24 protein-coding genes are annotated in these 24002 nt (G+C 63.9%); 9 read left to right on the top strand and 15 right to left on the bottom strand.

The features are described from left to right. The first annotated feature begins 64 nt into the window (after positions 1 to 64). Positions 65 to 799 (top strand): DedA family protein, encoded by a 735-nt coding sequence (locus tag E3T39_RS15370; protein ID WP_174845148.1) that lies wholly within the window; start codon positions 65 to 67, stop codon positions 797 to 799. Positions 800 to 820: 21 nt separating this feature from the next. Here the strand turns inward: E3T39_RS15370 and E3T39_RS15365 are convergent, their stop codons facing one another. From E3T39_RS15365 to murI, 4 genes are all read right to left on the bottom strand, one after another. Then, complete coding sequence (locus tag E3T39_RS15365) at positions 821 to 1735, bottom strand: cation diffusion facilitator family transporter (RefSeq protein WP_134516706.1); 915 nt, start codon at positions 1733 to 1735, stop codon at positions 821 to 823. Between the two features lie 101 nt (positions 1736 to 1836). Then, a complete protein-coding gene (gene rdgB, locus E3T39_RS15360) occupies positions 1837 to 2430 on the bottom strand; it encodes an RdgB/HAM1 family non-canonical purine NTP pyrophosphatase (protein ID WP_134516705.1) in 594 nt (197 codons plus the stop codon). A gap of 3 nt (positions 2431 to 2433) precedes the next feature. Beyond that, positions 2434 to 3168, bottom strand: a complete 735-nt coding sequence (gene rph, locus E3T39_RS15355) for a ribonuclease PH (RefSeq protein WP_134516704.1) — start codon at positions 3166 to 3168, stop codon at positions 2434 to 2436. A gap of 9 nt (positions 3169 to 3177) precedes the next feature. Continuing rightward, positions 3178 to 4050, bottom strand: coding sequence for a glutamate racemase (gene murI / locus E3T39_RS15350; protein ID WP_134516703.1), 873 nt, complete (start codon positions 4048 to 4050; stop codon positions 3178 to 3180). Positions 4051 to 4091: 41 nt separating this feature from the next. Between murI and E3T39_RS15345 the strand changes: the two genes are divergently transcribed. Continuing rightward, positions 4092 to 5450, top strand: a complete 1359-nt coding sequence (locus E3T39_RS15345) for a nicotinate phosphoribosyltransferase (protein WP_255455941.1) — start codon at positions 4092 to 4094, stop codon at positions 5448 to 5450. Positions 5451 to 5468: 18 nt separating this feature from the next. On the opposite strand, the gene E3T39_RS15340 is transcribed toward E3T39_RS15345, so the two are convergent. From E3T39_RS15340 to E3T39_RS16735, 3 genes are read right to left on the bottom strand one after another with little or no spacing between them, the layout of a single operon-like run. Next, positions 5469 to 5753 carry a DUF3039 domain-containing protein gene (locus tag E3T39_RS15340; RefSeq protein ID WP_134516702.1) on the bottom strand — a complete coding sequence of 95 codons (285 nt, stop codon included), beginning with the start codon at positions 5751 to 5753 and terminating at the stop codon, positions 5469 to 5471. A 32-nt stretch (positions 5754 to 5785) separates the two neighbouring features. Next, positions 5786 to 7360 carry a hypothetical protein gene (locus tag E3T39_RS15335; RefSeq protein WP_241979749.1) on the bottom strand — a complete coding sequence of 525 codons (1575 nt, stop codon included), beginning with the start codon at positions 7358 to 7360 and terminating at the stop codon, positions 5786 to 5788. Then, entirely contained in the window at positions 7336 to 8790 is a 1455-nt protein-coding gene (locus E3T39_RS16735) for an ATP-binding cassette domain-containing protein (RefSeq protein ID WP_420898165.1), read from the bottom strand. The genes E3T39_RS15335 and E3T39_RS16735 overlap by 25 nt, the downstream gene beginning before the upstream one ends. A gap of 290 nt (positions 8791 to 9080) precedes the next feature. Between E3T39_RS16735 and E3T39_RS15325 the strand changes: the two genes are divergently transcribed. The 3 genes from E3T39_RS15325 (at position 9081) to E3T39_RS15315 (ending at position 11487) form a co-directional block, all read left to right on the top strand. Continuing rightward, on the top strand, positions 9081 to 9773 hold the full coding sequence (locus tag E3T39_RS15325) for a phosphocholine cytidylyltransferase family protein (RefSeq protein ID WP_134516701.1): 693 nt from the start codon (positions 9081 to 9083) through the stop codon (positions 9771 to 9773). Between the two features lie 140 nt (positions 9774 to 9913). Further along, on the top strand, positions 9914 to 10714 hold the full coding sequence (locus tag E3T39_RS15320; protein ID WP_241979748.1) for an ABC transporter permease: 801 nt from the start codon (positions 9914 to 9916) through the stop codon (positions 10712 to 10714). Next, positions 10714 to 11487: an ABC transporter ATP-binding protein gene (locus E3T39_RS15315; RefSeq protein WP_241979747.1), complete on the top strand. Its 774-nt coding sequence runs from the start codon at positions 10714 to 10716 to the stop codon at positions 11485 to 11487. The genes E3T39_RS15320 and E3T39_RS15315 overlap by 1 nt, the downstream gene beginning before the upstream one ends. 12 nt (positions 11488 to 11499) lie before the next feature. Here the strand turns inward: E3T39_RS15315 and E3T39_RS15310 are convergent, their stop codons facing one another. Beyond that, positions 11500 to 11814 carry a helix-turn-helix domain-containing protein gene (locus E3T39_RS15310; protein ID WP_134516700.1) on the bottom strand — a complete coding sequence of 105 codons (315 nt, stop codon included), beginning with the start codon at positions 11812 to 11814 and terminating at the stop codon, positions 11500 to 11502. Positions 11815 to 11983: 169 nt separating this feature from the next. Here E3T39_RS15310 and E3T39_RS15305 point away from each other — a divergent pair, with 169 nt between their 5' ends. Next, the gene (locus tag E3T39_RS15305; RefSeq protein WP_241979746.1) at positions 11984 to 12808 is read left to right on the top strand and encodes a hypothetical protein; all 825 of its coding nucleotides are present in this window, start codon (positions 11984 to 11986) and stop codon (positions 12806 to 12808) included. Between the two features lie 12 nt (positions 12809 to 12820). On the opposite strand, the gene E3T39_RS15300 is transcribed toward E3T39_RS15305, so the two are convergent. From E3T39_RS15300 to E3T39_RS15280, 5 genes are all read right to left on the bottom strand, one after another. Continuing rightward, entirely contained in the window at positions 12821 to 14095 is a 1275-nt protein-coding gene (locus E3T39_RS15300) for a CDP-glycerol glycerophosphotransferase family protein (RefSeq protein ID WP_134516699.1), read from the bottom strand. A 19-nt stretch (positions 14096 to 14114) separates the two neighbouring features. Beyond that, entirely contained in the window at positions 14115 to 15023 is a 909-nt protein-coding gene (locus tag E3T39_RS15295) for a glycosyltransferase family 2 protein (protein ID WP_241979745.1), read from the bottom strand. After that, complete coding sequence (locus E3T39_RS15290) at positions 15010 to 15834, bottom strand: CDP-alcohol phosphatidyltransferase family protein (protein ID WP_134516698.1); 825 nt, start codon at positions 15832 to 15834, stop codon at positions 15010 to 15012. The genes E3T39_RS15295 and E3T39_RS15290 overlap by 14 nt, the downstream gene beginning before the upstream one ends. A gap of 4 nt (positions 15835 to 15838) precedes the next feature. Next, positions 15839 to 16867 carry a glycosyltransferase family 2 protein gene (locus E3T39_RS15285; protein ID WP_134516697.1) on the bottom strand — a complete coding sequence of 343 codons (1029 nt, stop codon included), beginning with the start codon at positions 16865 to 16867 and terminating at the stop codon, positions 15839 to 15841. A 184-nt stretch (positions 16868 to 17051) separates the two neighbouring features. Then, positions 17052 to 18656 (bottom strand): S1C family serine protease, encoded by a 1605-nt coding sequence (locus E3T39_RS15280; RefSeq protein WP_134516696.1) that lies wholly within the window; start codon positions 18654 to 18656, stop codon positions 17052 to 17054. A 146-nt stretch (positions 18657 to 18802) separates the two neighbouring features. Between E3T39_RS15280 and E3T39_RS15275 the strand changes: the two genes are divergently transcribed. Then, positions 18803 to 20002 carry an aminotransferase class I/II-fold pyridoxal phosphate-dependent enzyme gene (locus E3T39_RS15275; RefSeq protein ID WP_134516695.1) on the top strand — a complete coding sequence of 400 codons (1200 nt, stop codon included), beginning with the start codon at positions 18803 to 18805 and terminating at the stop codon, positions 20000 to 20002. Positions 20003 to 20144: 142 nt separating this feature from the next. Here E3T39_RS15275 and E3T39_RS15270 read toward each other — a convergent pair whose 3' ends face one another. Next, positions 20145 to 21218 (bottom strand): alkene reductase, encoded by a 1074-nt coding sequence (locus E3T39_RS15270; RefSeq protein ID WP_134516694.1) that lies wholly within the window; start codon positions 21216 to 21218, stop codon positions 20145 to 20147. Between the two features lie 196 nt (positions 21219 to 21414). Here E3T39_RS15270 and E3T39_RS15265 point away from each other — a divergent pair, with 196 nt between their 5' ends. Both E3T39_RS15265 and E3T39_RS15260 read left to right on the top strand, forming a co-directional pair. Then, positions 21415 to 22500 carry an alpha/beta fold hydrolase gene (locus tag E3T39_RS15265; RefSeq protein WP_134516693.1) on the top strand — a complete coding sequence of 362 codons (1086 nt, stop codon included), beginning with the start codon at positions 21415 to 21417 and terminating at the stop codon, positions 22498 to 22500. 169 nt (positions 22501 to 22669) lie between these two features. Next, positions 22670 to 23062: a DUF7882 family protein gene (locus tag E3T39_RS15260; protein ID WP_241979744.1), complete on the top strand. Its 393-nt coding sequence runs from the start codon at positions 22670 to 22672 to the stop codon at positions 23060 to 23062. A gap of 4 nt (positions 23063 to 23066) precedes the next feature. Here the strand turns inward: E3T39_RS15260 and E3T39_RS15255 are convergent, their stop codons facing one another. Continuing rightward, entirely contained in the window at positions 23067 to 23912 is an 846-nt protein-coding gene (locus tag E3T39_RS15255) for a carbon-nitrogen hydrolase family protein (protein ID WP_198416145.1), read from the bottom strand. Between the last annotated feature and the right edge of the window lie 90 nt (positions 23913 to 24002).

Below are 24002 nucleotides of genomic sequence, written 5' to 3'. Positions count from 1 at the left end.
GTGTCTCGGCACCCGCCGTCGCTACCCGAACGTCTGCCCTCCGCCGACTGGAGTTCCCCGCGTGATTCACACCGCACTGATTCCCTGGCTCGACCCAACCCAGATCATTGAATCGGCCGGCCCGTGGGCGTTGCTCGTCGTCTGTGCGATCGTGTTTGCCGAAACCGGCCTGTTGGTCGGTTTTCTGTTGCCGGGCGATACCCTGCTCATCATCACCGGCTTGCTCGCGTTCCCCGCTGCCGGCGTCATCCAGATCGACATCTGGTGGGTGGCACTCGCCATCGGGTTTGCCGCTTTTCTGGGCGGTGAAGTCGGCTACCTGATCGGGCATAAATTTGGTCCCCGCGTCTTCGAGCGCAAAGAATCCGGCTTATTCAGCATCAAGAACGTCGACCGCACCAATGCCTTCTTCGTGCGATTCGGTGGCGTCGCTGTCATCGTCGCCAGGTTCGTGCCGATTGTGCGCACCTTCGCACCGGTCGCCGCCGGCGTCGGCCACATGGACTACCGCAAGTACACCCTCTACAACCTCATCGGCGCTCTGCTCTGGGGTACCGGCCTGACCTTCGGCGGGTACTTTCTCGGCTACATTCCGCCAGTGGCCGAATTCGTTACGTCGTACATCGACCTGATCTTGCTCAGCGCGGTGGTCATCACCCTTATTCCCACGGTGTACCACTACGTGCAGTCAGCCGTGAAAGCCCGCCGACTGCGCGGCCAACCCACGACAGCCACAGGCAGTCATCTGCTCGACCCCGAGACGTTCAAGACCAACCACACCGGCCGCCATGAGGGCTGAGGACGTCAGCGTCTGATTTGTTCAGCGGTGCTGGTGGTCCTCATGCTCCGCGTGCTCGGCCGGTTCCAGCTGGAAGGTTGAGTGCGCGACGTCGAAGTGCTTGCTGAGGCATCCCGACAGTTCATCGAGCAAAGCGTCGGTGCCGTGCGCCAGCACGGCCGCCTCCACGACGATATGCGCGGTGAACACGTGCGCACCGCTGGTAATGGCCCAGACGTGCACATCATGCACGGCGACCACACCATTCGTGCCGAGTAGATGCCGCCGAATCTCGGAAATATCGGTGTCGGCCGGCGTGGACTGACTGAACACGCGCACGACGTCACGTAACAGCACGAAAGCGCGCGGAACGATCATGGCGGCAATAACGAGCGAGGCGACGGCATCCGCTTCGGCAAAACCGGTTATCAGAATACTGATGGCGGCCACGATGACGGCAACAGACCCCAGGGCGTCGCCGAGTACCTCGAGGTAGGCGCCGCGCATGTTGATCGACCCGGCCGCCGCCGGACGAAGCAGCAGCACTGCCGCGATGTTCGCGGCCAGCCCAATGATGGCAACGATGAGCATGGGGGCTGGCAGCACAGCACTCTCGCTTGGGGCGACCAGGCGCGCGATCGCAGCGACCGAAACGACGCCGGCCACTCCGAGCAGGATCAACCCGTTGATCAGCGCACCGAACACCTCGGTCCGCTGAAAACCGAAGGTGGCTCGGTCCGTCGCCGGGCGTGACGCCACGACGGTGGCCGTCAGGGCAACAATGAGCCCGAACAGGTCGGACAGCATGTGCCCCGCATCTGCCAGCAGGGCGAGCGATCCGGTTAGCCAGGCACCGATCACCTCGAGCAGCAGCACGACGGACACGATGCCAATGGCGAGGGTCAGTCGCCTCCGGTTCGAGTCGGTGCCGTGCGCGTGATCGTGATCGTGGCCCATGGCTCAACGTTAGAGCCGCGCGCACCCGCCCGCCAGCCGACGGGCTAGATGGGAATGAATGCCGTTCTCAGTATCCGAGTGCTGCTCGATCTGACGCGGCGCTATGACGCGCCGAGCACCTCGCGCAGCACTGGAATGAGACCCTCGAATGCGATAGCCCGATGGCTGACCTGGTTCTTCACGTGGGCCGACAGCTCGGCCGCCGAAATGGCGTACCCATCGGGCAGAAAGATCGGGTCGTATCCGAAACCGTTGGCGCCGGCCGGTTGGAACAGAAGCTGTCCCGGCCATTCGCCGGTCACGGCCCGCTCGGTGCCGTCGGGCAGGGCGAGAGCGGCCACACACGTGAAGTGGGCGTCGCGGTGCTCCTCGGAAACGTCGCTGAGCTGCCAGAGCAGCAGACGCAGGTTCTCACCGCCATCCTTGGCCGGTCCCGACCAGCGCGCCGAAAAAATTCCCGGTGCCCCGCCGAGAATATCGACGCAGATGCCCGAGTCGTCGGCGATCGCCGGCAGCCCGGTATGGGCGGCAGCGGCACGCGCCTTGATCAGGGCATTCTCGGTGAAGCTGATGCCATCCTCGACCGGTTCGGGGCCGTCATAGGCGAGCACCTCGATGCCGGGCAACTGGGCGTCCAGGATGCGCCGCAGCTCCTCGACCTTGTGGGCGTTGTGCGTGGCGAGAACGATCTGCACCGCTCAACGCTCCAGTGCGCTGGTCTGAAACTCGGTCAGGGTGACGGCGCCCTTGAGGGCGAGGTCGAGCAGAACGTCGAGCTCACTGCGGTCGAACGGTGCAGCCTCGGCGGTACCCTGCACCTCGACGAACTTGCCGCGCCCGGTTACGACGACGTTCATGTCGGTGTCAGCGCGCACGTCTTCGGTGTAGGCGAGGTCGAGCATGGGCACGCCACCGATGATGCCGACAGACACTGCCGAGACGCTGTCGATGAGCGGCTGCGCCTTCTGCGAGATGAACTTCTTGGTGCGCCCCCACTCGAGTGCGTCGGCGAGGGCGACGTATGCACCGGTGATGGCCGCGGTGCGAGTTCCTCCGTCGGCCTGCAGTACATCGCAGTCGAGCACGAGCGTGTTCTCGCCGAGCGCCTTCATATCGACGACTGCGCGCAGGCTGCGTCCGATCAGACGGCTGATCTCGTGGGTGCGACCGCCGATCTTGCCCTTGACCGATTCGCGGTCCATGCGGCTATTGGTCGAGCGCGGCAGCATCGAATATTCGGCGGTGACCCAGCCCTTGCCCTTACCGCTCATCCAACGCGGAACGCCGTTGGTGAACGACGCCGTACAGAGTACTCTGGTGCGGCCGTAGGAGATCAGGGCCGAGCCTTCGGCCTGGTCGCTCCAGCCGCGCTCGATCGTGATCGGGCGAAGTTCGTCGTTGGTGCGCCCATCGGCGCGCAGGGTCTCGGTCACGGTGTGCTCCTAGTGATTCGGGTGTAAGGGGAAATAGGGGGGTCCACTTTGAGCGGATGCTGCCAGTTCGGCAAGGTTGAGTGTGCCGGTCTCGATCAAATCGACACGGCTGACCTCTGGCCCGATCAGGCGATGGGCGAGGGCCAGAAAGTCCTCGGCGCTGTCGCCGGTCGCCTCATAACGGTAGCTGGGCGGGCTCGTGCTTGCACGTTCCAGCCCCTGACTCACCAGCACGCGGTAGACGTCATTGGCGGTTTCGGTATCACTCGAGACCAGGGTGACGCCCTCTCCCATCACATACGAGATGGCACCCCGCAGAAAGGGATAGTGCGTGCAACCAAGCACGAGGGTGTCGACCCCTGCGGCGCGCAGCGGCGCGAGGTACTCCTCGGCGACGGCGAGCACCTCGGCGCCGGTCGTGACGCCGGCTTCGACGAACTCAACGAAACGCGGGCAGGCCTGGCTGAACAGCGTAATCTGGGGCGCGGCGGCGAACGCGTCGTTGTAGGCACGCGAATTGACCGTCCCCAGGGTGCCAATGACCCCCACCCGCTGGTTGCGGGTCGTTGAGACAGCGCGGCGCACGGCAGGCTGGATCACCTCGATCACGGGCACGCTGTAGCGCTCGCGGGCGTCGCGCAGCATCGCTGCTGAAGCCGTGTTACACGCGATCACAAGCAGTTTCACGTCTTGCGCCACGAGATCGTCGAGTACGTCCAGGGCGAACCCACGCACGTCGGCTATTTTCTTGGGCCCGTACGGCGAGTGGGCCGTATCGCCGATGTAGAGGATGGACTCGTTGGGTAACTGGTCCTTGATCGCCCGGGCGACGGTCAGGCCGCCGACTCCGGAATCAAAAATACCAATCGGTGTATCCGTCACGGAAATCAAGCCTAGCCCGACAAGCGGATAAGCTGTGCCGGGTGACCCCGTCCCCCACGTACCCCGTGCCAGCGCCTGGCGGCACCGCCGCCCGCACCCCGGCTTTACGCACCGACCGGTACGAGCTCACAATGGTGGACGCCGCTATCCAGAGCGGGACCGCCAACCGTGAGTGCATGTTCGAAGCGTTCGCCCGACGCCTGCCCACCGGCCGGCGCTACGGAATCGTCGCCGGCACCGGCCGCCTGCTCGAGCTCATTCGCCAATTCCGCTTCACCACTGAGGAACTGACCTGGCTCGCCGACAACGCCGTCGTACGCACTCCCACCCTCGATTACCTGGCCGACTATTCCTTCACCGGCAACGTCTGGGGCTACCAGGAGGGCGAAGCATACTTTCCCGGATCGCCGCTGCTGCTGGTGGAGAGCACCTTCGCCGAGGGTGTCATTCTGGAAACCCTCATTCTCAGCGTTCTCAACTACGACATCTCGGTCGCCAGCGCCGCCGCCCGCATGGTCTCAGTCAGCCTCGGCCGCCCGATCGCCGAGATGGGATCACGCCGCACCAACGAGCACTCGGCGGTCGCCGCCGCCCGCGCCGCATTCATCGCCGGCTTCGCGTCAACGAGCAACCTCGAAGCCGGCCGCCAATGGGGCCTTCCAACAATGGGAACCGCAGCGCACTCGTTCGTACTGCTACACGATAGCGAGGAAGAAGCGTTTCAGGCGCAAGTGGATGCCTTCGGTGCCGCCACAACACTCCTCGTGGACACCTACGATGTGCCGGCCGGCATCGCGCTCGCGGTCAAAGTCGCTGGGCCCGAGCTCGGCTCAATTCGCATCGACTCCGGCGATCTTCCCACCGTCGTCGCAGCGGCACGAGCCCAACTAGATTCTCTCGGCGCCGTCAACACGAAAATCACCGTCACGAGCGACCTCGATGAGTTCGCCATCGCGGCTCTGTCGGCCAGCCCAGTCGACGCTTTCGGCATCGGCACCTCGGTGGTCACCGGTTCGGGAGAACCGGCCGCCGGCCTGGTCTACAAGCTCGTCGCGCACAAGGGCCAAGGCGACGAGTGGATCTCCGTCGCCAAAACATCGACCGCGAAGGTGTCCATGGGTGGCCGCAAGAGCGCCCTTCGTCGAGTGGATGCCGTCGGTACCGCCCAAGAGGAGATCATTCTGCTCGGCGACGGCCCCGGCACCAAGTTCGATTCCCGCGGCCTCGAACGCGCACTCCTGGTTCCGCTGATCACCGACGGCGCCGTCGACGAACGTTACGTGGGACCGGCCGGAACGCTGCGCGCACGCGCGCACAACGCATCCGTTATGCAGGAATTGCCAATCGAGGCTTTTCGGTTGGGGCGCGGCGAGGCCGTTATTCCGACCTCGTATCGTTAGGCCCGGGCGGAATACCCGCTATTTGGCCTTCATTTTCTCGTAGATGGCCTTGCACGTCGGGCACACCGGAAACTTCTCCGGGTCGCGTCCCGGCAGCCATTTCTTACCGCACAGTGCCTTGACCGGTTTGCCCGAAATAGCCGATTCGAGAATCTTGTCCTTGGGAACGTAGTGCGAAAATCGTTCGTGATCGCCGGGTTCGATCTGCTCCTGGTTCAGAAGTTCTTCGACCTCACGATCAAGCGTGGACGTTCCGCCGCCGGGCTGGCCGGGTTCTGCAATGCTCGCACGAAATTCAGTCATGGCACCAGTCTAAACACTCCGCCCGCGACGGGTCAGGCCCGTTGGGCAGAAGCCAGCATCTCCGGACCGCGCCGGTCGAAGGACCGCGAGCCGACCCAGATTCCCACGACCACGGCCACGAGGCCGACGCCGACGCCGACGCCGAGCGCGCGCAGATGCCAGGCCGGATCCTCAACGATTCCGAGATAGGCGAAGATGAGCGCGGGTAGCGCCAGGACGATTGAGCCCGTAAAGGTGAGCGACTGCACGACGGCCGAGGCGGTATCAGAGGCCTGCGGCTGGGCGAACGGGCTGTCACCGGGTTTGGTCACCGGGTAAGGAAAGCGGGTTGAGGTAAAGCTCGAGAAGCCCAGACCCCCCAAGAGGATGCACGTACTCACGCCCAGCATCGAGGGAAGCACCGACCAATCTCCGTAGGCAGAAATGCTGACGGCGGAGCCAATTCCAATAAGCGGAATGCCGACGAAAAGAGAGGGAATGAGGCGACCGATACGGTCGGCCACGCCACCGGTTCCCGACGCCACGTGCAGCCAGATCGCGGTGCTGTCGTAGGCGACGTCGTTGTGCATGGTCCAGCCGAGAAAAATACACATCAGTGGAACCGGCACCAGAGCGAGGTAGTGCAGCGGCACGCCCACGAAGCTCAGCGGCAGAATCGCGATGATCGGCACAATCGGAATCATGATAAACGACACCCAGTACCGTGAGTCGCGCGCCCAATACGTGAAGGTACGGGCGGCGATCGCACCAACAGAACTGTGCGGCAGCCGGTCGAACCAACCCAGCCCGGAATATTGTTTCGCCGCTGCTTCACGGCCGGGCGATACCAGCATGCGGGCCACGACAAACTGCCAGATCAGCCAGAGCGCGTAGGTGAATCCCACGGCGACAAGCAGTTTAAGAATGGCAGCACCCCAGGCGCCGGTGGAGGCGTCACCGGGAACAGCCCACGCTGCTCCAAGCGGAGTCCAGCCCAGAATTGTGGCGAGAGTGGCCAGCAGGGTGCGGCCCTGACGGTCCCAGTCCGTGTTGAACAGCACTACAACGAGCGGCGAAATCAAGACCAGCACAACGACACCGATCAGCCCGGTGAACTCGCGCGACCGTCTGGTTGACAGGAGAAAGGCTGCAAGGGATGCGCTCACTCGCGAGAGCAGAATACAGGTCGAGAGGATCAGTGCGGCGGAGATTAGAGCGAGCAGGGTCTGCCCGATGCCGCGCGACCACGTGACCACGGTGCCGAGAAGCACGATCGTCAGGGCGAGCGCCGGAACGCCGATGAGCGCCGAACCGGCAAGGCCAAGCGACAACGAACGGTTCGGAATTCCGAGGAATGCAAACTTACGAGGGTCCATGCTGTCGTCGATGCCGACCACGATCGGGATGATCAGAAAGCCCAGCGCCACGACCGATCCGGCCACAGTAAGCGAATCGCGAATCAGTGCAGGGTCACCGACGAACCGCAGGGTGATCAGTGCAACGAGAATTGCGATGGAGACGCCGAGACCATAGAGCAGTCCGACGACCAATCCGACAACTTGCCAGGGGCTACGGCGAAACAGGTTGGCGAGCAACCGGAGTTTCAGTCCGAAAAATTGTGCAACCACTCCATGCCCTCCGCGACCTTGCGCCCACCGGCGAGCTCGACGAACCGATCTTCCAGCGATTTCGGGCCACGGACCTCGTCGATGGTCCCCGCTGCCAGGACTCGGCCCTGCACGATGATGGCAACATGGTCGCAGACGCGCTGGATCAGATCCATCCCGTGGCTGGACAGCACGACCGTGCCACCGGCGGCCACGTACTTCTGCAAAATCTCGGTGACGTTGACCGCAGAAACCGGGTCGACCGACTCGAACGGCTCATCCAGCACGAGCACCCGCGGGGAATGAATCATCGCACAGGCCAAGGCGATTTTCTTCGTCATGCCGGCGGAGTAGTCCGCGACGAGACGGTTGAGGGCATCCTCGAGGCCAAAAGCCACCGCGAGGTCCGCCGACCTGCTGCGCACGGTGTCGTTGTCGAGGCCGCGCAGGGTGCCTGCATAATAAAGGAGCTGTGCGCCGGTGAGGCGGTCAAAGAGTCGAAGCCGGTCTGGCAGAACTCCCATCACCCGCTTGGCCTCGTTCGGCCGAGCCCAGACGTCGATACCGTGCACCGTGACGTTTCCGGCGGTCGGCCGCAACAGCCCGGTGATCATCGACAGAGTCGTGGTCTTTCCGGCACCGTTCGGCCCGACAATGCCGTAGAACGAACCCGCTCGCACGGTCAGGTCGAGATCGGAGACCGCAACGTTGTGGCCGAATCTCTTCACGAGACCCCGGGCTACAAGGACTGTCGGAGCTTCAACGACGGCGGGCTCCTTCGCCGACTTCGCCGCCTTCGAGTTGACGGCCGTCACGGCTGGAAGCGAAATGGTGCGGGGTGCGGTCGCCTTGGGCGTTTCCTGTGGGACTGGTTCGATGGTCGGTTCAGGCAGCGGTGTGACCGGCGTTGCAGGCGGCTGTTCCGAATCGACCGCGACGAGCGCATCGCGGGTCGCGTAGGGGCGCGTCGTTTCGTCGTTTGCGTTCTCGGCGAGTGTCTGTTCAGCCAGTCTGGTCAACGGGGCAACGTCCGGTGATTTCGGCGTTGTCAGCTTCCTGGGTGTCGTCGACGCGCGCACTGCTGGTTTACGAACCGCTGGTTCGCTCATCGCTGGCTTACCCGCCGCAGGCTTGCGCACCGCTGGCTTACGCACCGCTGGTTCATTCACCGCTGGCTTACGCACCGCTGGCTTACGCACCGCTGGCTTACGCACCGCTGGCTTACGCACCGCTGGCTTACGTACGCCTTCGTCCGGAACCGCCTGAGTATCGGCCGAATTGACCGCCGCCGGTTTGCGCACTGCCGGCTTGCGCACCGGCTTGCTGGCTGCCGGCTTGCGCACTGCCGGCTTGCTGGCTGCCGACTCGGTGGCGAGCGGTGCCATCGATTCGGCGGAACGGTCCACGACAGGCTCGTCGTCGCGTTCAGGGTGGGGCGGCACAAAAGTCACTCCGCTAACCTACCAAGGACCGCTGACTGGAGGGCGCGTCCGCAACGCACCAGCCATTTCAAGCTGTGAGTACGCTCCATGCCCGGTCACGAAATGGACACGTGCTGAGCCGATTCTTCCCTCATATTGAGACAACAGGTTATGGTGAGAATGACATAACGGTGTGTCTTTACGTGAACATGTGGGTGAATCCTAAGCAAACTCTTCGCAACAAGAGCGGGTTTTGCGGCGTAGCCCCAACCATTCTTGAGGAGATAATCGTGACGACGCAAGCGGCTAAGACGCACGCAGTGAAGACGCAAGTAGTCATTCTGGCGGCCGGTATGGGCAGCCGTCTCGGGCGCTCATTGCCGAAGCCGCTCACCGAGCTGAATGACGGCCGCACGATCATGCAGCAGCAGTTCGACAACATCGACCACGCCTTCGGCAACGCTGCCAAGGTCACGATCGTCGTCGGATACAAGCTCGAGCACATCATCGAGGCGTTCCCGCAGGCGTCCTTCGTCTACAACGAGGAGTACGACCAGACCAACACGTCGAAGAGTCTGCTGCGTGCCCTGCAGGCCTCGAAGTCCGGCGGCGTGCTCTGGATGAACGGCGATGTGGTCTTTGACCCGGCCATACTCGACCGTGCTGCCGCCATGATGGCCCGCGACCAGTCCTTCGTCACCGTGAACACTGACAAGGTGTCCGATGAAGAAGTGAAGTACACCACGAGCGCCGAAGGCTACATCAAGGAACTGTCCAAGACCGTCAAGGGCGGCCTCGGTGAAGCCGTCGGCATCAACTACGTGTCGAGCGCCGACAAGGCGACCCTCATCCGCCAGCTGGCCAAGGTCGCCGACCAGGACTACTTTGAACGCGGCATCGAGTTGGCCATCGAACAGAATCGCATGCTGGTGGAGCCGGTGAACATCTCTGACTTTTATGCCGTTGAAGTGGACTTCGCCGAAGACCTGGAGCGCGCCAACCTGTTCGTCTAGCCGACGCACCCGCATTATCCGAAACCCCCGCGCCTCGCCGCGGGGGTTTCGTCGGCACAACATCAGGAATCAGCTCCACGCATCGAGAACCAGCACTGACTGGCACGGAACGCTCCCCGCGCTCCCATACGATAGATTGCGTGAGTAGTTACGCCCAGGTGCGCCCCGAACAGCGCACGCCGATCGCCCGCTATCGGCATTCCCTGTGGTTGCTGACGCAGCGCGATCTGCGGGTGCGGTACTCCACCTCGGTGCTCGGCTACTTCTGGTCCATCCTTGATCCGCTCGTGATGGCCGGTATTTACTGGTTTGTCTTCACCCAGGTATTTGACAAAAACGTCGGCACCGACCCCTATATCGTGTTCCTGCTGGCCGCCCTGCTGCCCTGGATGTGGTTCAACGGCGCCGTCTCGGACTGCACCCGCGCTTTTCTGCGCGAGGCGAAGCTCATCCGTTCCACCCGCATTCCCCGCACCATTTGGGTAAACCGATTGGTGCTGTCCAAGGGCATCGAGTTTCTCGCTTCGATCCCGGTGCTTGTCTTGTTCGCTATTCTGTTCGGCGCCGAATTGGGCGTCGAGGCGTTCTTCTTTCCCCTCGCCATCGTGATTCAGGCGATGCTGACGGCTGGCGTCGGGCTGCTCGTCGCCCCGCTCGTGGTGTTCTTTCGAGACCTGGAGCGGGCCGTCAAGCTCATCCTGCGTTTTCTGTTCTACGCCTCCCCGATCATCTACAGCACCACGGACCTGCCGCCCGAACTGCATTTCTGGGCTGCTTTCAACCCGTTAAACGGCATCTTCAGTCTCTACCGGGCAGCGTTCTTTCCCGAGCAACTCGACTGGTTCGCGGTCACGATCAGCGCGGTCATGTCGCTCGCGTTTCTTGGGCTCGGACTGTTGGTCTTTCGCCGCAGCGAACGTGCCGTTCTGAAGGAGATCTAGTGGCCACGCTGACGGTGACACCCACGAAAGCCCCCGTGATCTCCCTGCAGGACGTCGGCATCCGCTTTCGTCGGAATCGGCGTGGGCGTCGAAATTTCAAGGATCTCTTTGCTGCGAGCAAACGGCGCAGTCGACCCGGCGAGTTCTGGGCCCTGCAACACGTTTCCTTCACCGTGCAACCGGGCGAAGCCATCGGTGTCGTCGGGCGCAACGGGCAAGGCAAGTCGACCCTGCTCAAACTCGTTACCGGAGTCGTGCTGCCCGACGAGGGATCAGTGCACGTCACGGAGGGCGTGGCACCACTGATCGAGATCACCGGCGGGTTCGTGGACGACCTCAGCGTGCGCGACAACGTCTATCTGACGGCTGGCCTGCACGGCATGACACGCAAGCAGATCACGGAACGGTTCGACGAGATCATCGAATTCGCCGAGATCGCCGACTTCATTGACACGCCATACAAGCACCTGTCGAGCGGTATGAAAGTACGAATCGCCTTTGCGGTAATATCCCGGCTGGAGGAGCCGATTCTGCTGGTCGATGAGGTCTTAGCCGTGGGCGACAAGGCTTTCCGGGAAAAATGCTACCGCCGCATCGAGGAACTCCTCGCGGGCGGGCGGACCCTGTTCATCGTCTCGCACAACGAGCGCGATCTGCGGCGCTTCTGCACCCGCGGTCTGTACCTCGACAAGGGCGACCTGGTTCTCGACGGGCCGATCACGGACGTGCTCGCACGGTACAACACCGACTACGGCGTCAAACCAGCAACCTGACCTGCTGTACACCTAGCCCAGCCGCCGACTCGCCGTGGCGTCCTGGGAACGTCGAAAGTCGATCGCGATGTACGAGTCACGTGTCGGTGGCAGGTGCTCGAGCGCGAGACCGGTCACGAGCTCACTCAACTCGAGTTGCAGTACGGCCGCCAACCGAACGAGCGTGTACATTGTCGGGTTTCCGTGCCCCCGGTCGATGCGGGCGTAGTTCGAGACATTAAGTCCGGCAAGCAGCGCAACAGTCTCCTGATTGAACCCGAGCGCCAGGCGGCGCTCTCGCAGGCGTAGGCCGAGCAGTCGAGAGGCTTCTGATTTGGGCTCAAGCATTCCTCATTTGTAGTGGCACAGTTGAGTCTTGACTAGCGGGTGGACTTTTGGCGAAAAATAGTATTTGTATCCGGGCACGCCCCTGCAACCCAGCGTGCGTCCCTGTGCAGCACGTACACTCGACCAGACGCACCGAGAAAGGCGAACAATGGCGAGGAAGAGCACACCGATGCTGTCATCGACCGGCGGCACTCCGCAGGCTGGCGCGCTCCCCACCGGGTTCATCAAGGGCTTTGATCGGGTGTTGGCCATTCACCGCCCCATAGTGCTCGCACATATTCGCAGTATCCGACGGCGCAATCCCCATGCCGCCCCCGAAAAAATCGTGCGCATTCTGGAGAAACGCTACCTCGCGGCGGTCACGACCGGGGGTGCTGCGGTGGGCGCCACGGCGGTTATTCCCGGCGTCGGCACCGGAATCACCCTCGCTCTATCGGGCGTGGAAACCGCCGGATTTCTTGAGGCAACGGCGTTGTTCACCCAATCGGTGAGCGAGGTACATGGAATCGCGGTGGAGGACCCGGATCGCGCCCGCGCCCTCGTTATGACGATGATGCTCGGCCGAGAGGGCAGCGACCTGGTGCGGCAGCTCGCCGGCCAGGTGACCGGCTCGGGAACGGCCAGAAACACCTATTGGGGTGAGCTCATCACCAGCAGTCTTCCCCGCGCCGTTCTCGGCCCGCTGACCGACCGACTCAAGAGTACATTTTTGCGCCAGTTCGCCACCCGCGGTGGCGCGAGCCTGCTTGGCAAGGCACTGCCGTTCGGTATCGGCGCGGTGATTGGCGGTGCGGGAAACCATATTCTGGGCACAAAGGTGATGCACGCGTCACGCCTCGCATTCGGTCCGGCCCCAGTCGATTTTCGGCCGGATCTGGACCCGCCAGTGCGCGCCATCACGGTCCGCGAAAAGCGACGCGGCAAGTCGGTGACGGCCGTATCGGCCGAGCCGGCGGCATCCGCTTCGAGCCCGGCCAAGCCCGAACCAATGTAGCGTCGGGCTTACTTACGCCTTGCCGGGATTCTCTACAGAATCGGGCACAATCGCACTATCGGCATCGTGCCCGGCGGCGAACCGCTTCCACTCGTTCATCAGATGCTGCACGGCTGCGTGGAGGCGTTCCGTCGCGACGCCAGGGGTGGTGTCACCGAAATAGCGGTGTACCCACCCCTGCAGGCGGTCAACCGTTGCCTCATCGTGGGTGAGTCGGTCGACGGCAGCCACAATGTCGGCGGCGTGATCGGCAGGCAGCCACTCGCAGTCGGAGAGGTATCCGCTCGTGTCGATCACGGCCGTTGGGCTCACGGGGCGGGTGATGATGAGCGGTTTGCCGGTGGCGAGCCGATCGTAGACCATGGCGGAGATGTCGACGATGGCGATATCCGCTGCTGCCAGCTGCCAGCCGAGGTCCGGGCCAGAGTCGTAGACGTGGTGCGCGCGCGGGTCTCGTGCGTTGGCCGCGGCGATGGCCGCGATGATGGCTTTGTTGGCGGCCCCGTAGCTGTGGTCGACGACACCGCTGCGCGGGTGGGGTCGGTAGATAACGCGGTGGGTGCCGGTGGCCAGCAGCGCGCTGACGAGCGCGACACCGTGGGTGGCGACAGAGCCGTAGGCCGCGGCGGCCCTATCCCCCTCCCAGGTGGGCGCATAGAGCACGACCTGGCGTTCATCAGGCTGGTAGGGCAGTTCACCGCTAAAGTAGTCGGCCTGAGGACGTCCAATCTTAATGGCGCGCTTGTTGAAGTCGTAGTCCCAGAGCACCCGGTCGAGCCGGGCGAGTGCCGCGTCCCCCGCGACGAACGAATAGTCGTAGGCCTTGAACTGGTTGGTGATCATGTACATCTTGTCGCTCTCACCGTGGTTGATGAAAACGTGCCAACAGCGCCCGTAGCGCATCATCTGAAAGTTACGCGGGTTCTGGTTGACGTAAAACACGATGCGAATATCCTGCTCGGCGACGATCTGCTCGAGCTGCGGTACCGTGCGCGCATAGGCGACGGGAATAGGCGCCTCGTCCATAAGTTTGAGGGTGCCGCCGCCGGTGCGGCTGATCACGAGTACCGGCCAGGTCTTGGCAAGGGTTGCGAGCGGCTGGTACCACTGCCGCATTTGGTACATGTTGACGGGTCCGTCAGCAAAATACACGGCAATCTTGAAGTGGTTGTCGTCGCGCAGTTCCCGCGATTTCAGCGGACCACGGAGTTTGTGTTGGGCTTTGCGGGAGGCCACAACATCCCTGACCAGTTTGACTGCACGCCTGACATCTTTGCGAATTTCCACCGGCCAAGCCTACCTTTCGTTAGATGATCGGCGGACGCCCGGACCGGGTCATCCGCCAGACCGTGCGTGCACGCAGTCGGCGCCGCGGCCCCGGGTCGCGGCTCCACCCTTCGCGCCAGCCGGCAAACCAGGCCCATAGCGCTAGCCTGTTGTTCGGCGCCCAGCGCAGCACCTGAATAGCCGTCCACGAGGCCACGTACAGCGGCACCAACGGAACCGGAAGGTTGCGGCGAGCCAGCCAGACCCTGTTACGGGCGTTCAGCCGATAGTAGTCGGCGTGGCGGGTCGGCAGGATCACCGGATGGTTGGCGACGAGGTCGCCGGCGTACCACGCCACCAAGCCCAGATCCCAGACCCGCCACGCCAGTTCGATGCCTTCGTGCGCGTAGAAAAATGGTTCGGCCCAGCCTCCGGTCGCATCGAAGACGCTGCGCGGCAGCAGAACGGCGCCCTCCCAGACTGAGAACACCCGTCCGGGCGTGGTGGCCTCGCCCTTGCGGATACGGGGAATCCACCGACGCGGCGATTCGATTCCCGCCGGATCTTCGACCCGAGGCTGGAGCAGCCCGATTTTCGGGTTGGCCCGCATCTTGCCGATCGCCTCGATCAAAAAATGCGGATCGGGAATGCTCGCATCGTCGTCGAGGAAGAACAGGTATTCCCCAGTGACGAGCGACACCCCGCGGTTACGACCGGCTGGAATACCCAGGTTGGTCGGCAGTCCGAGGGACCGCACGCCGACCGGCAGGCCGGTCGGTTGCCAACCGTTGCCGACGCAGACCACGTCGAGGATTACTCCCTGCTGAGCCAGCACCGAGCGGATGCCCCGCTCAAGATCATCCGGACGGGTGCCCTGGGTCAGCACCACCACACCAACCGTCACACCGCCGGCCGGAACAGCGCCGGCGATTGCGTCAGGAACGGACACGCTTGGACGCCATGATGGCCACGAAATGGCCGATGAGCGATAGGAACGCGAGCGGCACCAGCACGATCAGCACGGCCCGGTCAACGAGCGGCTGCCCGAGAAAAAGTCCAACGAAGGCAGCGGCGAAAATGACCATGGTCAGTTCGACGGAGTGGTAAAGGCGATGGAAGGGCACGAAACGGGCGAGTCTGCGTACCCGCGCGATCACGCTCGAGGTCGGAGTCTTCTCGCCGTGGGTGTCGGCGAGCTTGGTCAATCCGGCATTGGCCCGCGCGACGTGCACCATGTCGTTGAGCGCCTTGTTCAGCACGATGATCAGGGCGAGCAACAGCGCCAGGCTGGTCCATAAAAAGTCTTCGGGCGATTGAAATGGGTACGCGGCCGCCCGAATTCCGAGGGCGATGGGAATGAGCGACTCGGTGGAATAATGTCCGACCTTGTCGAGGAACACGCCGGCCGGCGAGGACGTGCCGCGCCACCGCGCCACTTCGCCATCGCAGCAGTCGATGAGCATCTGCACCTGGCTGAGCGCGAGGGCGAGCAGTGCCCCCCAGATTCCAGGGATCAGCAGGGCGGCGGCAGTCGACCAGCCGGCCAGGATCATCAGTGCGGTCACGCCGTTGGCGGAGATGCGGGTCTTCAGCAGCACCCAGGTGAGGTAAGGAGACAGGTCGCGCAGGTATAGGCTCGCCGTCCAGTGCTCGGCGTTGGCACGCAGGCGCACTTCGGGCGGCTGAGCCACCGCGCGCAGCTGAGCGATCGATTCCGGCCGGGCCGGGCGCCGATGTGAGGTTTTGGGCGAACTGGTCATCTGCTCACCTTCCCGTGTGTGCCGTGATGTTGCTGGTGAGTTTGAGATACCCGAGCACAAACCCGACCCCCCAGCAGAAGTGAATGCAGGGCAAGACTACGAGAAAATTCAGGGAGGTACGAATTCCGTCCGGTCTGGCCACCGCGAGCGTCGCGGCCAGCACGATGACCAGATAGCCGATGGGAACTATGAGACCGAGCAACAACCACGGTGCCGCTCCGAGGGCAACCTGCACGATTCCGCCCGCTCCGAGGAGCAGCCCGAGAGCTACCGCCAGAACCATGGCCGGGGGCACAAAATAGCGGATGCCGTTGGCCGCGGGATACCGACGGGCCAATTCGCCGCGCCAGAGCCCGGTCGAGAGCATCTGCCGTGCGAGTTGGGGCAGGGTCGGCCGCGGACGATACAGCACGCGCAGTTCGGGGGTGAACCAGACCAGGCCGCCGGCTTCTCGGAGGCGCCGGTTGAGATCCCAGTCCTGACCGCGTTTGACGTCCTCGTCAAACAATCCGACAGCCAGGATGCTTTCGGTGCGAAAACAGCCGAGGTAGACGGTTTCGGCGGCGCCCGCAGCCCCGCCAACATGGAGCGGGGTACCACCGAGACCGATGCGAGTGCCGTACGCGCGGGCCACTGCGCGCTCGAATGCGCTGATGCCGCGCGCATCCATGATGCCGCCAACGTTGTCGGCGCCGGTGCGCTCGAGCGTCTCCACGGCGATGCGGGCGTATTCGGGCGGGAGCACTGAGTGCGCGTCGACGCGAATTACCACCGCATATTGCGAGGCGCGAATGGCGATGTTCAGGCCAGCCGGAGTCGAGCCGATGTCGTTGGGCACGACCCGAATTCGCGAGTCAACGGCCGCCATTTCTTCGACCAGTTCGGTCGTGCCGTCGATGCTGGGTCCAAGCGCCAGAGTGACCTCGAACGGGCCTTCGAAGTCTTGGGCCAGCAGGCTCTCGACGGCGGCTCGTACGTGCGTCGCCTCGTTGAGCACTGGCATCACATACGACACCCCGGGAAGAAATCCCATACCACGTTGGTGCACCTGGCTGGCCAGCTTTCCGGTTGATGGGTAGGACGATCGAGCCTACCAGCCAACGAAATGCCAATCGCCGTGGAAGATGTCGAACAGCCCCACCCACGCTAATCGCGCCGCCGGCGTACCGGCGACGCGATTAGAGGAGCGTGAAGGAGCAGGAAGGAGCGGAGTGCGGTTAGCTGGAGTACTCGCCGACCGTGACCGAGATGGTGATCGACTCGCCGTCCCGCACATACGTGAGGTCGGCGGTTCCACCAGCGGGGAGCACCCGCACCTGCGCGGTGAGGTCGATCGAGTCTGTGATCGGCACACCGTTAAAGTTGGTGACCACGTCGCCCGCGGCCAGACCGGCCTTGGCGGCGGCACCGCCAGAGGTTACCGTGCTGATGAGGGCGCCGACGGTGCTGCTGGTCGAACTGGACGCATCCTTGACGCCCGCACCGAGCAGGCCGTGGGTGGCCGTTCCGTTGGCGATGATCTCTTCAGAGATGCGCTTGGCGAAGTTCGATGGAATGGAGAATCCGACGCCGATGCTGCCAGCGGCGGACGACGAGGTGGTGCTCCCGGCGCTGGCGATGGCCACGTTGATGCCGATCAGTTCACCGCTGCCGTTGAGCAGGGCGCCTCCGGAGTTGCCAGGGTTGATGGCGGCATCCGTCTGAATCACCGGGAGCGCGATGCTCGCGGTGGCGCCTTGGGTGCCCTGCGACGGTGTGCCGTCCTGGTTTGGAAAGTCGAAGAAGAAGGGGTTCTGGCCCTGCCCTTCCTCGGGCGTTGGGGCGTCGGGCGAGCTCGGCGCTGCCGAGCTCGCGACGGTAATGCTGCGATTGAGGGCACTGACGATACCGTCGGTGACCGTGCCGGAGAGGCCGAGCGGGGCACCGATGGCGATGGCGCTGTCACCGACGTTGAGCTCGGACGAATCGCCCCAGGCAATCGGGGTGAGTCCGCTGGCGTCGGTCAGTTTGATCACGGCGAGGTCGGAGACCGGGTCGGTGCCAACCAGGGTGGCGGCGTAGAGCTTGCCGTCATTGCTCTTTACCTCGATTTTCACGTCGGAAGCGGCCCCATCGAGGGTGACCACGTGGGTGTTGGTGAGCACATAGCCGTCATCGCTGAGAATCACGCCGGATCCGGTTCCTCCGGAGGAGCTGCTGGAGACGTCGATGGTCACGACACTCGGTGACGCCTTGGCCGCAACAGCGGTGATCTGGTTGACGCTCTTGGTGTTATTGACGACGACATTGCTCGGGCCAGAAGCCTGGCTGACCGGTACGCCGTTGTTTTGGCCGCTCATCATGAGGGCGGTAATCCCGGCGCCGGACGATCCGCCGACCAGGGCACCGATGGCGAGCGCGGCGATCAACGCAACGCTGCCCTTGCGGCGACCGGGTTCCTTCGCCTTAGAGGAGGCGAAGGGCTGGCCGGGATAGGCATCAGCGGTCGCATACGCCTGTGGCGAGACGCTCGGAGCGTAGGCGGAGCTCGACGCGGTCGCGGACTCGACCGGGCGACCGAAGGCATCCGTCGGGTAAGCAACGGTTTGAGCGGCGTCGGGGACGTCGTGAGCCGGCAGGGTCGGTGCGTTCACGACCGGCACAGCGGGCACGACATTCGCCGGCGGCCCGGTCGGGGCCGAGGGCGCGGCCGGGGCGTCGGTAGGCGGTACCGAGGGTGGGGCAGTGGGAGGGGTAGCCTCGCCGGAATCATTCACAGCAAAAGCGGCGGTATCATCAGCCGGATCAGGGGTGCTGCCGGAATCTTTGGTGTTGTCGGTCATCGGGTGCTCCTTCCAAGCGTTGCCAGCTTTGCGCCAAAACCTGAACGTTCGATATGTACACACTGTGAGCATTCAATGATCATGCCGAGACGTTGCCTAAGCGATAGTTTGGAAACCATGCAGCACTCGACACAGGCAAGCCAGCGATGACCATTTCCGGCGCGTGGCGACGCACGGCGCGCGGGGCTGGACTTCTCGCCGCTGATGGCACCGTCTCAGCCAGCATCTTCGCCGAGATGAGCGCGCTCGCGGTGCGCACCGGTGCGATCAACCTCGGGCAGGGTTTTCCCGATGAAGACGGGCCAGCCGTAGTGCTTGAGGCGGCCCGCCAAGCCATCAGCGACGGGGTCAACCAGTATCCGCCCGGCCGGGGCCAGCCGGTGCTGCTGGAGGCGATCTCCCGGCACCAGCACCGGTTCTATGCGCTGACCCTCGACCCGGGCAGCGAAATTCTCGTCACTGCGGGGGCTACGGAAGCTCTCGCAGCCACCATTCTGGCGCTGATCGAGCCGGGTGACGAAGTCGTCACCTTTGAGCCGTTCTACGATGCCTACGGCGGTCTGATCGGCCTCGGCGGCGGCATCCATCGACCAGTGCCGCTACGGGCACCCGACTTTCAACCGGACCTCGACGTGCTGCGGGCAACCGTCACCGACCGCACCCGGCTGATCATCGTGAACGATCCACACAATCCCACCGGCGCGATTTTTTCCCGGCAGGCTTTGGAGCTGATCGTCGAGCTCGCGCAACGGCACGACGCGATCATCGTCACCGACGAGGTGTACGAGCACCTCACGTTCGGAACGCCGCACATTCCGATCGCTACCCTGCCGGGAGCGTGGAATCGAACGGTCACCATTTCCTCGGGCGGCAAGACGTTCAGCCTTACCGGCTGGAAGGTGGGCTGGGTGTCTGGCCCGTCCGAGATCATCACGGCAATCCTCGCGGTCAAACAGTTTCTCACCTATGTGAATGCGGCGCCGTTCCAACCCGCGATCGCAGCGGGGCTCGACCTTCCCGATTCGTACTTCACACGCATTGCCGCCGAACTGAAGCACAAACGCGATGTGCTTGCTACCGGGCTGCGCGCGGCCGGCTTCGACATCACGCTGCCGCAGGGCTCATACTTCATCGTGGCGGATGCGACGCCGCTCGGGTTCACGGATGGCGCAGAGCTGTGCCGAAGCCTGCCGGAGCTGGCTGGTGTGGTCGCGGTGCCGATCACCGCGTTCTGCTCCCCCGCCCACCGCTCGGAATACGCACCCCTGGTGCGGTTCGCCTACTGCAAGAAGGTAGAACTCCTGGAGCAGGCGTCGGAGCAGCTCGCGGCCCTGTCGCGAAGCTAAACGCATACCCCCGCGTGCACAACTCCTGCAATTTCTGTGGCAGCGCGTGCTGAACCCCGCACCTGACGCGGAATTTTCGCCGACGACCCCCGAATTGCAGGAGTTATGCACCCGACCCGGGTGAAGCGGGTTGAACGAGGGGTTAGGAAGCCAGGGCCGGGTAGTCGGTGTAGCCCTCTGCGCCGTCGGCATAATAGGTGAGCGGGTTGGGCTCGTTCACGGGCAGGTCGTCGCGCCAGCGGCGCACCAGGTCGGGATTGGCAATGGCCGCACGACCGACCACGACGGCGTCGGCGATGTCGTCACGCACGAGGGCGAGGGCTTCATCACGCGCGGTGATGGCGCTGAAGCCGCTGTTGATCAGGAAGACACCGTCAAAGCGGGCCCGCAGGTTCTGCACGAATTCGCTTCGTGGGTCGGCATGGAGCACGCTCAGGTACGCCAAGTCGAGCTGGGCAAGCCCGTCAATAAGAACGCCATAGGTGGCCGCGAGGTCGTCGGCATCCGTTTCGAGCGCATCTTGAATGTTGTGCTCGGGTGAGATTCGAAGGCCCACCCGGTCGGCGCCGATCGCGAGGGCGACTGCGGTCACCACATCGATGACAAACCCCGCGCGCTTTTCGGGCGAGCCGCCAAAGGAATCGTCCCGCACGTTGGAGGCCGGCGACAAGAACTCATGGAGCAGGTAGCCGTTGGCACCGTGCAGCTCGACGCCGTCGAATCCGGCCGCGATGGCGTTCTTCGAGGCCTGCACGAATTCGTCCAGAATGCCGCCCAGCTCGTCGCTGGTAAGAGCGTGCGGCACCGGGTAGTCCTTCTTGCCGTCATAGGTGCGCGTGGTGCCTTTGACGGCGATGGCGCTCGGCGCGACGACCGGGTAGCCGCCGGTGGTCGCTTCGTGCGTGACCCGGCCGGCGTGCATGATCTGGGCGACGATGCGGCCGCCAGCAGCGTGTACCGAGTCGGTAACGACTTTCCAGCCAGCAAGCTGTTCTGGTTCGACGAGCCCGGGCTGGCCAGTGAAACCCTGGCCAGCGTGGCTCGGGTAAGTACCTTCGCTCACGATCAGGCCGAGCGAAGCGCGCTGCGTGTAGTACCGGGCAACGAGTTCACCGGGAACACCGGACTGGCCGGAGCGGATGCGGGTCAGCGGCGCCATGACGAGACGGTTGGGGAGTTCAAGGTCGCCAAGGTTAAGCGGAGAAAAGAGTTTCACGGGCACTTCTTTCTAAATCATCCGGTCGGTCAGACCGGACACGTTCTACTGGGAGGATCCAGGGAAGTCCTGTGCATCCGTAGGCGAAAACGGATCGCAGCCGCACGATATTCCTACCTGCCAATTGACTGTATGTTCGGCTGCTCGGGTCATTCGATTAGGCAATCCGGTTTGACCGCGGCAACGAACTACCACCATGAGCATCCTGATGTCCCCACCAGCGAACCGAAACCACACCGTGGCACCGCTCGGTCCCGTGGATGCTCCCACGCCCGGCCCGCTGGTGCCCGCCCGACCACAGCCAGCACCACCCGCCACAGCGTTGGGGTACAGTCCTTTTCCCCTCGACGCCGATGCTCGTCACTTCGGCCTGACCACGAGCACCATGCGCCTTCGGGGCGGAACGGTCGTGGTTCGGCACGGGCGCCGTACCGCGAGCGACACCGCAACCATTCTGCTGCACGGCGCCGCCGGGTCGTGGACGACGTGGACCCCCTTACTGCAGGCCTCCGATGCGACCAGCCGCGACCTGACCGATCTCATCATTCCCGACCTGCCGGGGTGGGGCGACTCCCCCCTGACCTCCAATGAGTCGGCATTTGGCGTCGAGTCGATGGCCGAGTTGGTCGCCGACACTGCGCGCTCCCTCGGCTACGAACGCTGGAACGTTGTCGGTCACTCCATGGGCGGGTTCATCGCGCTGCAGCTGGCGGCGAGCGAAAAGCGCGCCACGGCATCCGTCGGCCTGATCTCGGCCACCTCGTTTTCGATCCAGGACAGCGTCCGTCACCCGATTCGCCAGTTCTCGGTGTTGCCAGGATTCACGGCGCTGCTCCTGACCATGCGGATACTGCGGCTCGCGGGCCCCCTCGGCCGCGGTTTGGTGCGGGCGGTCGCACGCCTCGGTCTGCTACGCGCCCTCGTAGCACCGCTGTTCAGCCGGCCGGGGGCTGTCGCCCCGACGGTCGTCGCAGCACTCGGCAACGAGGTTAGGCCAGACTGTTTCGTTCGCGCGGCCGTGCGGGCCGGCGCCTACGACGCCGCCGCCTGGTGGGCGCAAATCTCTTGCCCGGTGCGTTCAGTGCACGGTGACCACGATGTGTTCATGACGGCCGACGATGACGAACGACTGCGCGCTGCCGTGCCGAACTGCGTGATCAGCACCATTCCAGGAGCCGGGCATTTCGGTCAGATCGAACGCCCACTCGAGATCCTGCTCCGGCTCGAATTCGCCGTTCCCCTGCCGATCGTGGCGACGGCGAGTGAGCCAGGCACTTTCTAAAAACCTTGAATTTACCCCCCGAACAGAGGACAGTAGGGTGTGGTATCCGGTTCCACGCCACACTGCAGGCTTCGCCTTCATTCGTTCCCGCTTCCTGCATCTGGCTTCCGGATCCCAGCCAACGCAACCGATCAACGCGCAACCGATCAACGAAGTGGATGTGGCGATCATGGGTACTCTCACGTATGACCGTGTCGTCGTGGAATTCGAAGACCGAATGTTGGCACACCTGCAGCTCGTGATCATTCAAAAACTGCGCCGCGGCGAGAGCTTTCTGCTGTCCTGGCGTGACGCCGCTGTGGTCGGCGACGGCCGCAGCTCAGCCTGGCTGCATCCAGCGATTCCGCTGTACTTCAAGTTTGCCGGTGGCCACGCGCCGACCATCAACCCGAACTGGGTCGCCCAGCTCACCCGTTCGGCCAACAGCGCGCAAGGACTAGTCGTCACCGCCGAAGAGAGCGCCGCAGTCGACGCCAACGCGGCTGCCAAGATCGAACCGGCCATCGGCATCCGCGCAGCCGCACAGACCCGCGCAACCAAGGCCAGTGTCACCGAGCGCTGAGCATTCAGCGCGGAACGACCGCGAATCGCCGAAGCTCGAGGGCCGGATTGATCGCCCGCACGGCGGCGACCCGCTCTGGCGCCAGGAACGCGACGGCGACATCCGCGCTTTCACCGAGACTGACCAAAGCAACTCCCATCGGGTCGATGATGAGGCTGGTACCCACGCCGATCGGCGGTGTGTGATCGGCCGCGGCCAGAAAAACAGTGTTCTCCAGTGCCCGGGCCGTGAGCAAGGTACGCCAGTGGTGTTCTTTGAGAGGACCCCGCACCCACTCGGACGGCACGAGCACCAGGGTGGCCCCAGCATCGACGAGCCGACGCGTGACCTCGGGAAAGCGCACGTCGTAGCAGGTTTGCAGCGCCACCCGCAGTCCGCCGACGTCAAAAATCTCCGGGTCGGTCACTGTGCCCGGCAGCACCCACTGGGATTCGCGATCACCGAACGCATCGTAGAGGTGCAGTTTGCGGTAGGTCGCCACGAGGCGTCCGGATGGATCGACGGCGACGAGAGTGTTGGAAAACCGGGCCGGGTCCGCGGTCGTTTCGAGCATGCCAGCGACAATGTGAACGCTCAGTTCTGCGGCGAGCGCGGCCAGCGCCGTAACGAATTCTCCATCGAGCGGTTCGGCTGCCGCCACAAACGACGGCCCAAGTTTCGGCTCGAAGAAGGCGGAGTACTCGGGAAAGACCACGAGGTGGGCGCCGCGCGCGGCGGCCGTGGTGGCGAGCTGTCGCAGCACGGCGCGATTGTGCGCCCGATCAGGCCCCGGCGCGAACTGGGCGACAGCAACGCCGACCATGCTCGCTGCGGCGATGCTGGCTTGGTCAATTGCGGCGCCTGGAGTCATGGCGAAAGCCTAGCTGTTGGCTCCATACCGCAAACCCCTGCCGAGGCCGACGAGTGAAAGGATTGGTCTTCGCAGACAACTCGGGGGGTT

The sequence above is a fragment of the Cryobacterium suzukii genome (assembly GCF_004403185.1).
GTDB classification, from domain to species: Bacteria; Actinomycetota; Actinomycetes; order Actinomycetales; family Microbacteriaceae; genus Cryobacterium; species Cryobacterium suzukii.
Note: the sequence above shows the minus strand (reverse complement) of the source record. Positions and strands in the feature narration are given on the sequence as shown.

Excerpts from the sequence above, each read along its gene's own strand:
- E3T39_RS15365 (WP_134516706.1), bottom strand. The coding sequence starts at position 1,735 with ATGGGCCACGATCACGATCACGCGCACGGCACCGACTCGAACCGGAGG.
- E3T39_RS15340 (WP_134516702.1), bottom strand. The coding sequence starts at position 5,753 with ATGACTGAATTTCGTGCGAGCATTGCAGAACCCGGCCAGCCCGGCGGC.
- E3T39_RS15310 (WP_134516700.1), bottom strand. The coding sequence starts at position 11,814 with ATGCTTGAGCCCAAATCAGAAGCCTCTCGACTGCTCGGCCTACGCCTG.
- E3T39_RS15305 (WP_241979746.1), top strand. The coding sequence starts at position 11,984 with ATGCTGTCATCGACCGGCGGCACTCCGCAGGCTGGCGCGCTCCCCACC.
- E3T39_RS15290 (WP_134516698.1), bottom strand. The coding sequence starts at position 15,834 with ATGACCAGTTCGCCCAAAACCTCACATCGGCGCCCGGCCCGGCCGGAA.
- E3T39_RS15285 (WP_134516697.1), bottom strand. The coding sequence starts at position 16,867 with ATGGGATTTCTTCCCGGGGTGTCGTATGTGATGCCAGTGCTCAACGAG.
- E3T39_RS15280 (WP_134516696.1), bottom strand. The coding sequence starts at position 18,656 with ATGACCGACAACACCAAAGATTCCGGCAGCACCCCTGATCCGGCTGAT.
- E3T39_RS15275 (WP_134516695.1), top strand. The coding sequence starts at position 18,803 with ATGACCATTTCCGGCGCGTGGCGACGCACGGCGCGCGGGGCTGGACTT.
- E3T39_RS15265 (WP_134516693.1), top strand. The coding sequence starts at position 21,415 with ATGAGCATCCTGATGTCCCCACCAGCGAACCGAAACCACACCGTGGCA.
- E3T39_RS15260 (WP_241979744.1), top strand. The coding sequence starts at position 22,670 with ATGGGTACTCTCACGTATGACCGTGTCGTCGTGGAATTCGAAGACCGA.
- E3T39_RS15255 (WP_198416145.1), bottom strand. The coding sequence starts at position 23,912 with ATGACTCCAGGCGCCGCAATTGACCAAGCCAGCATCGCCGCAGCGAGC.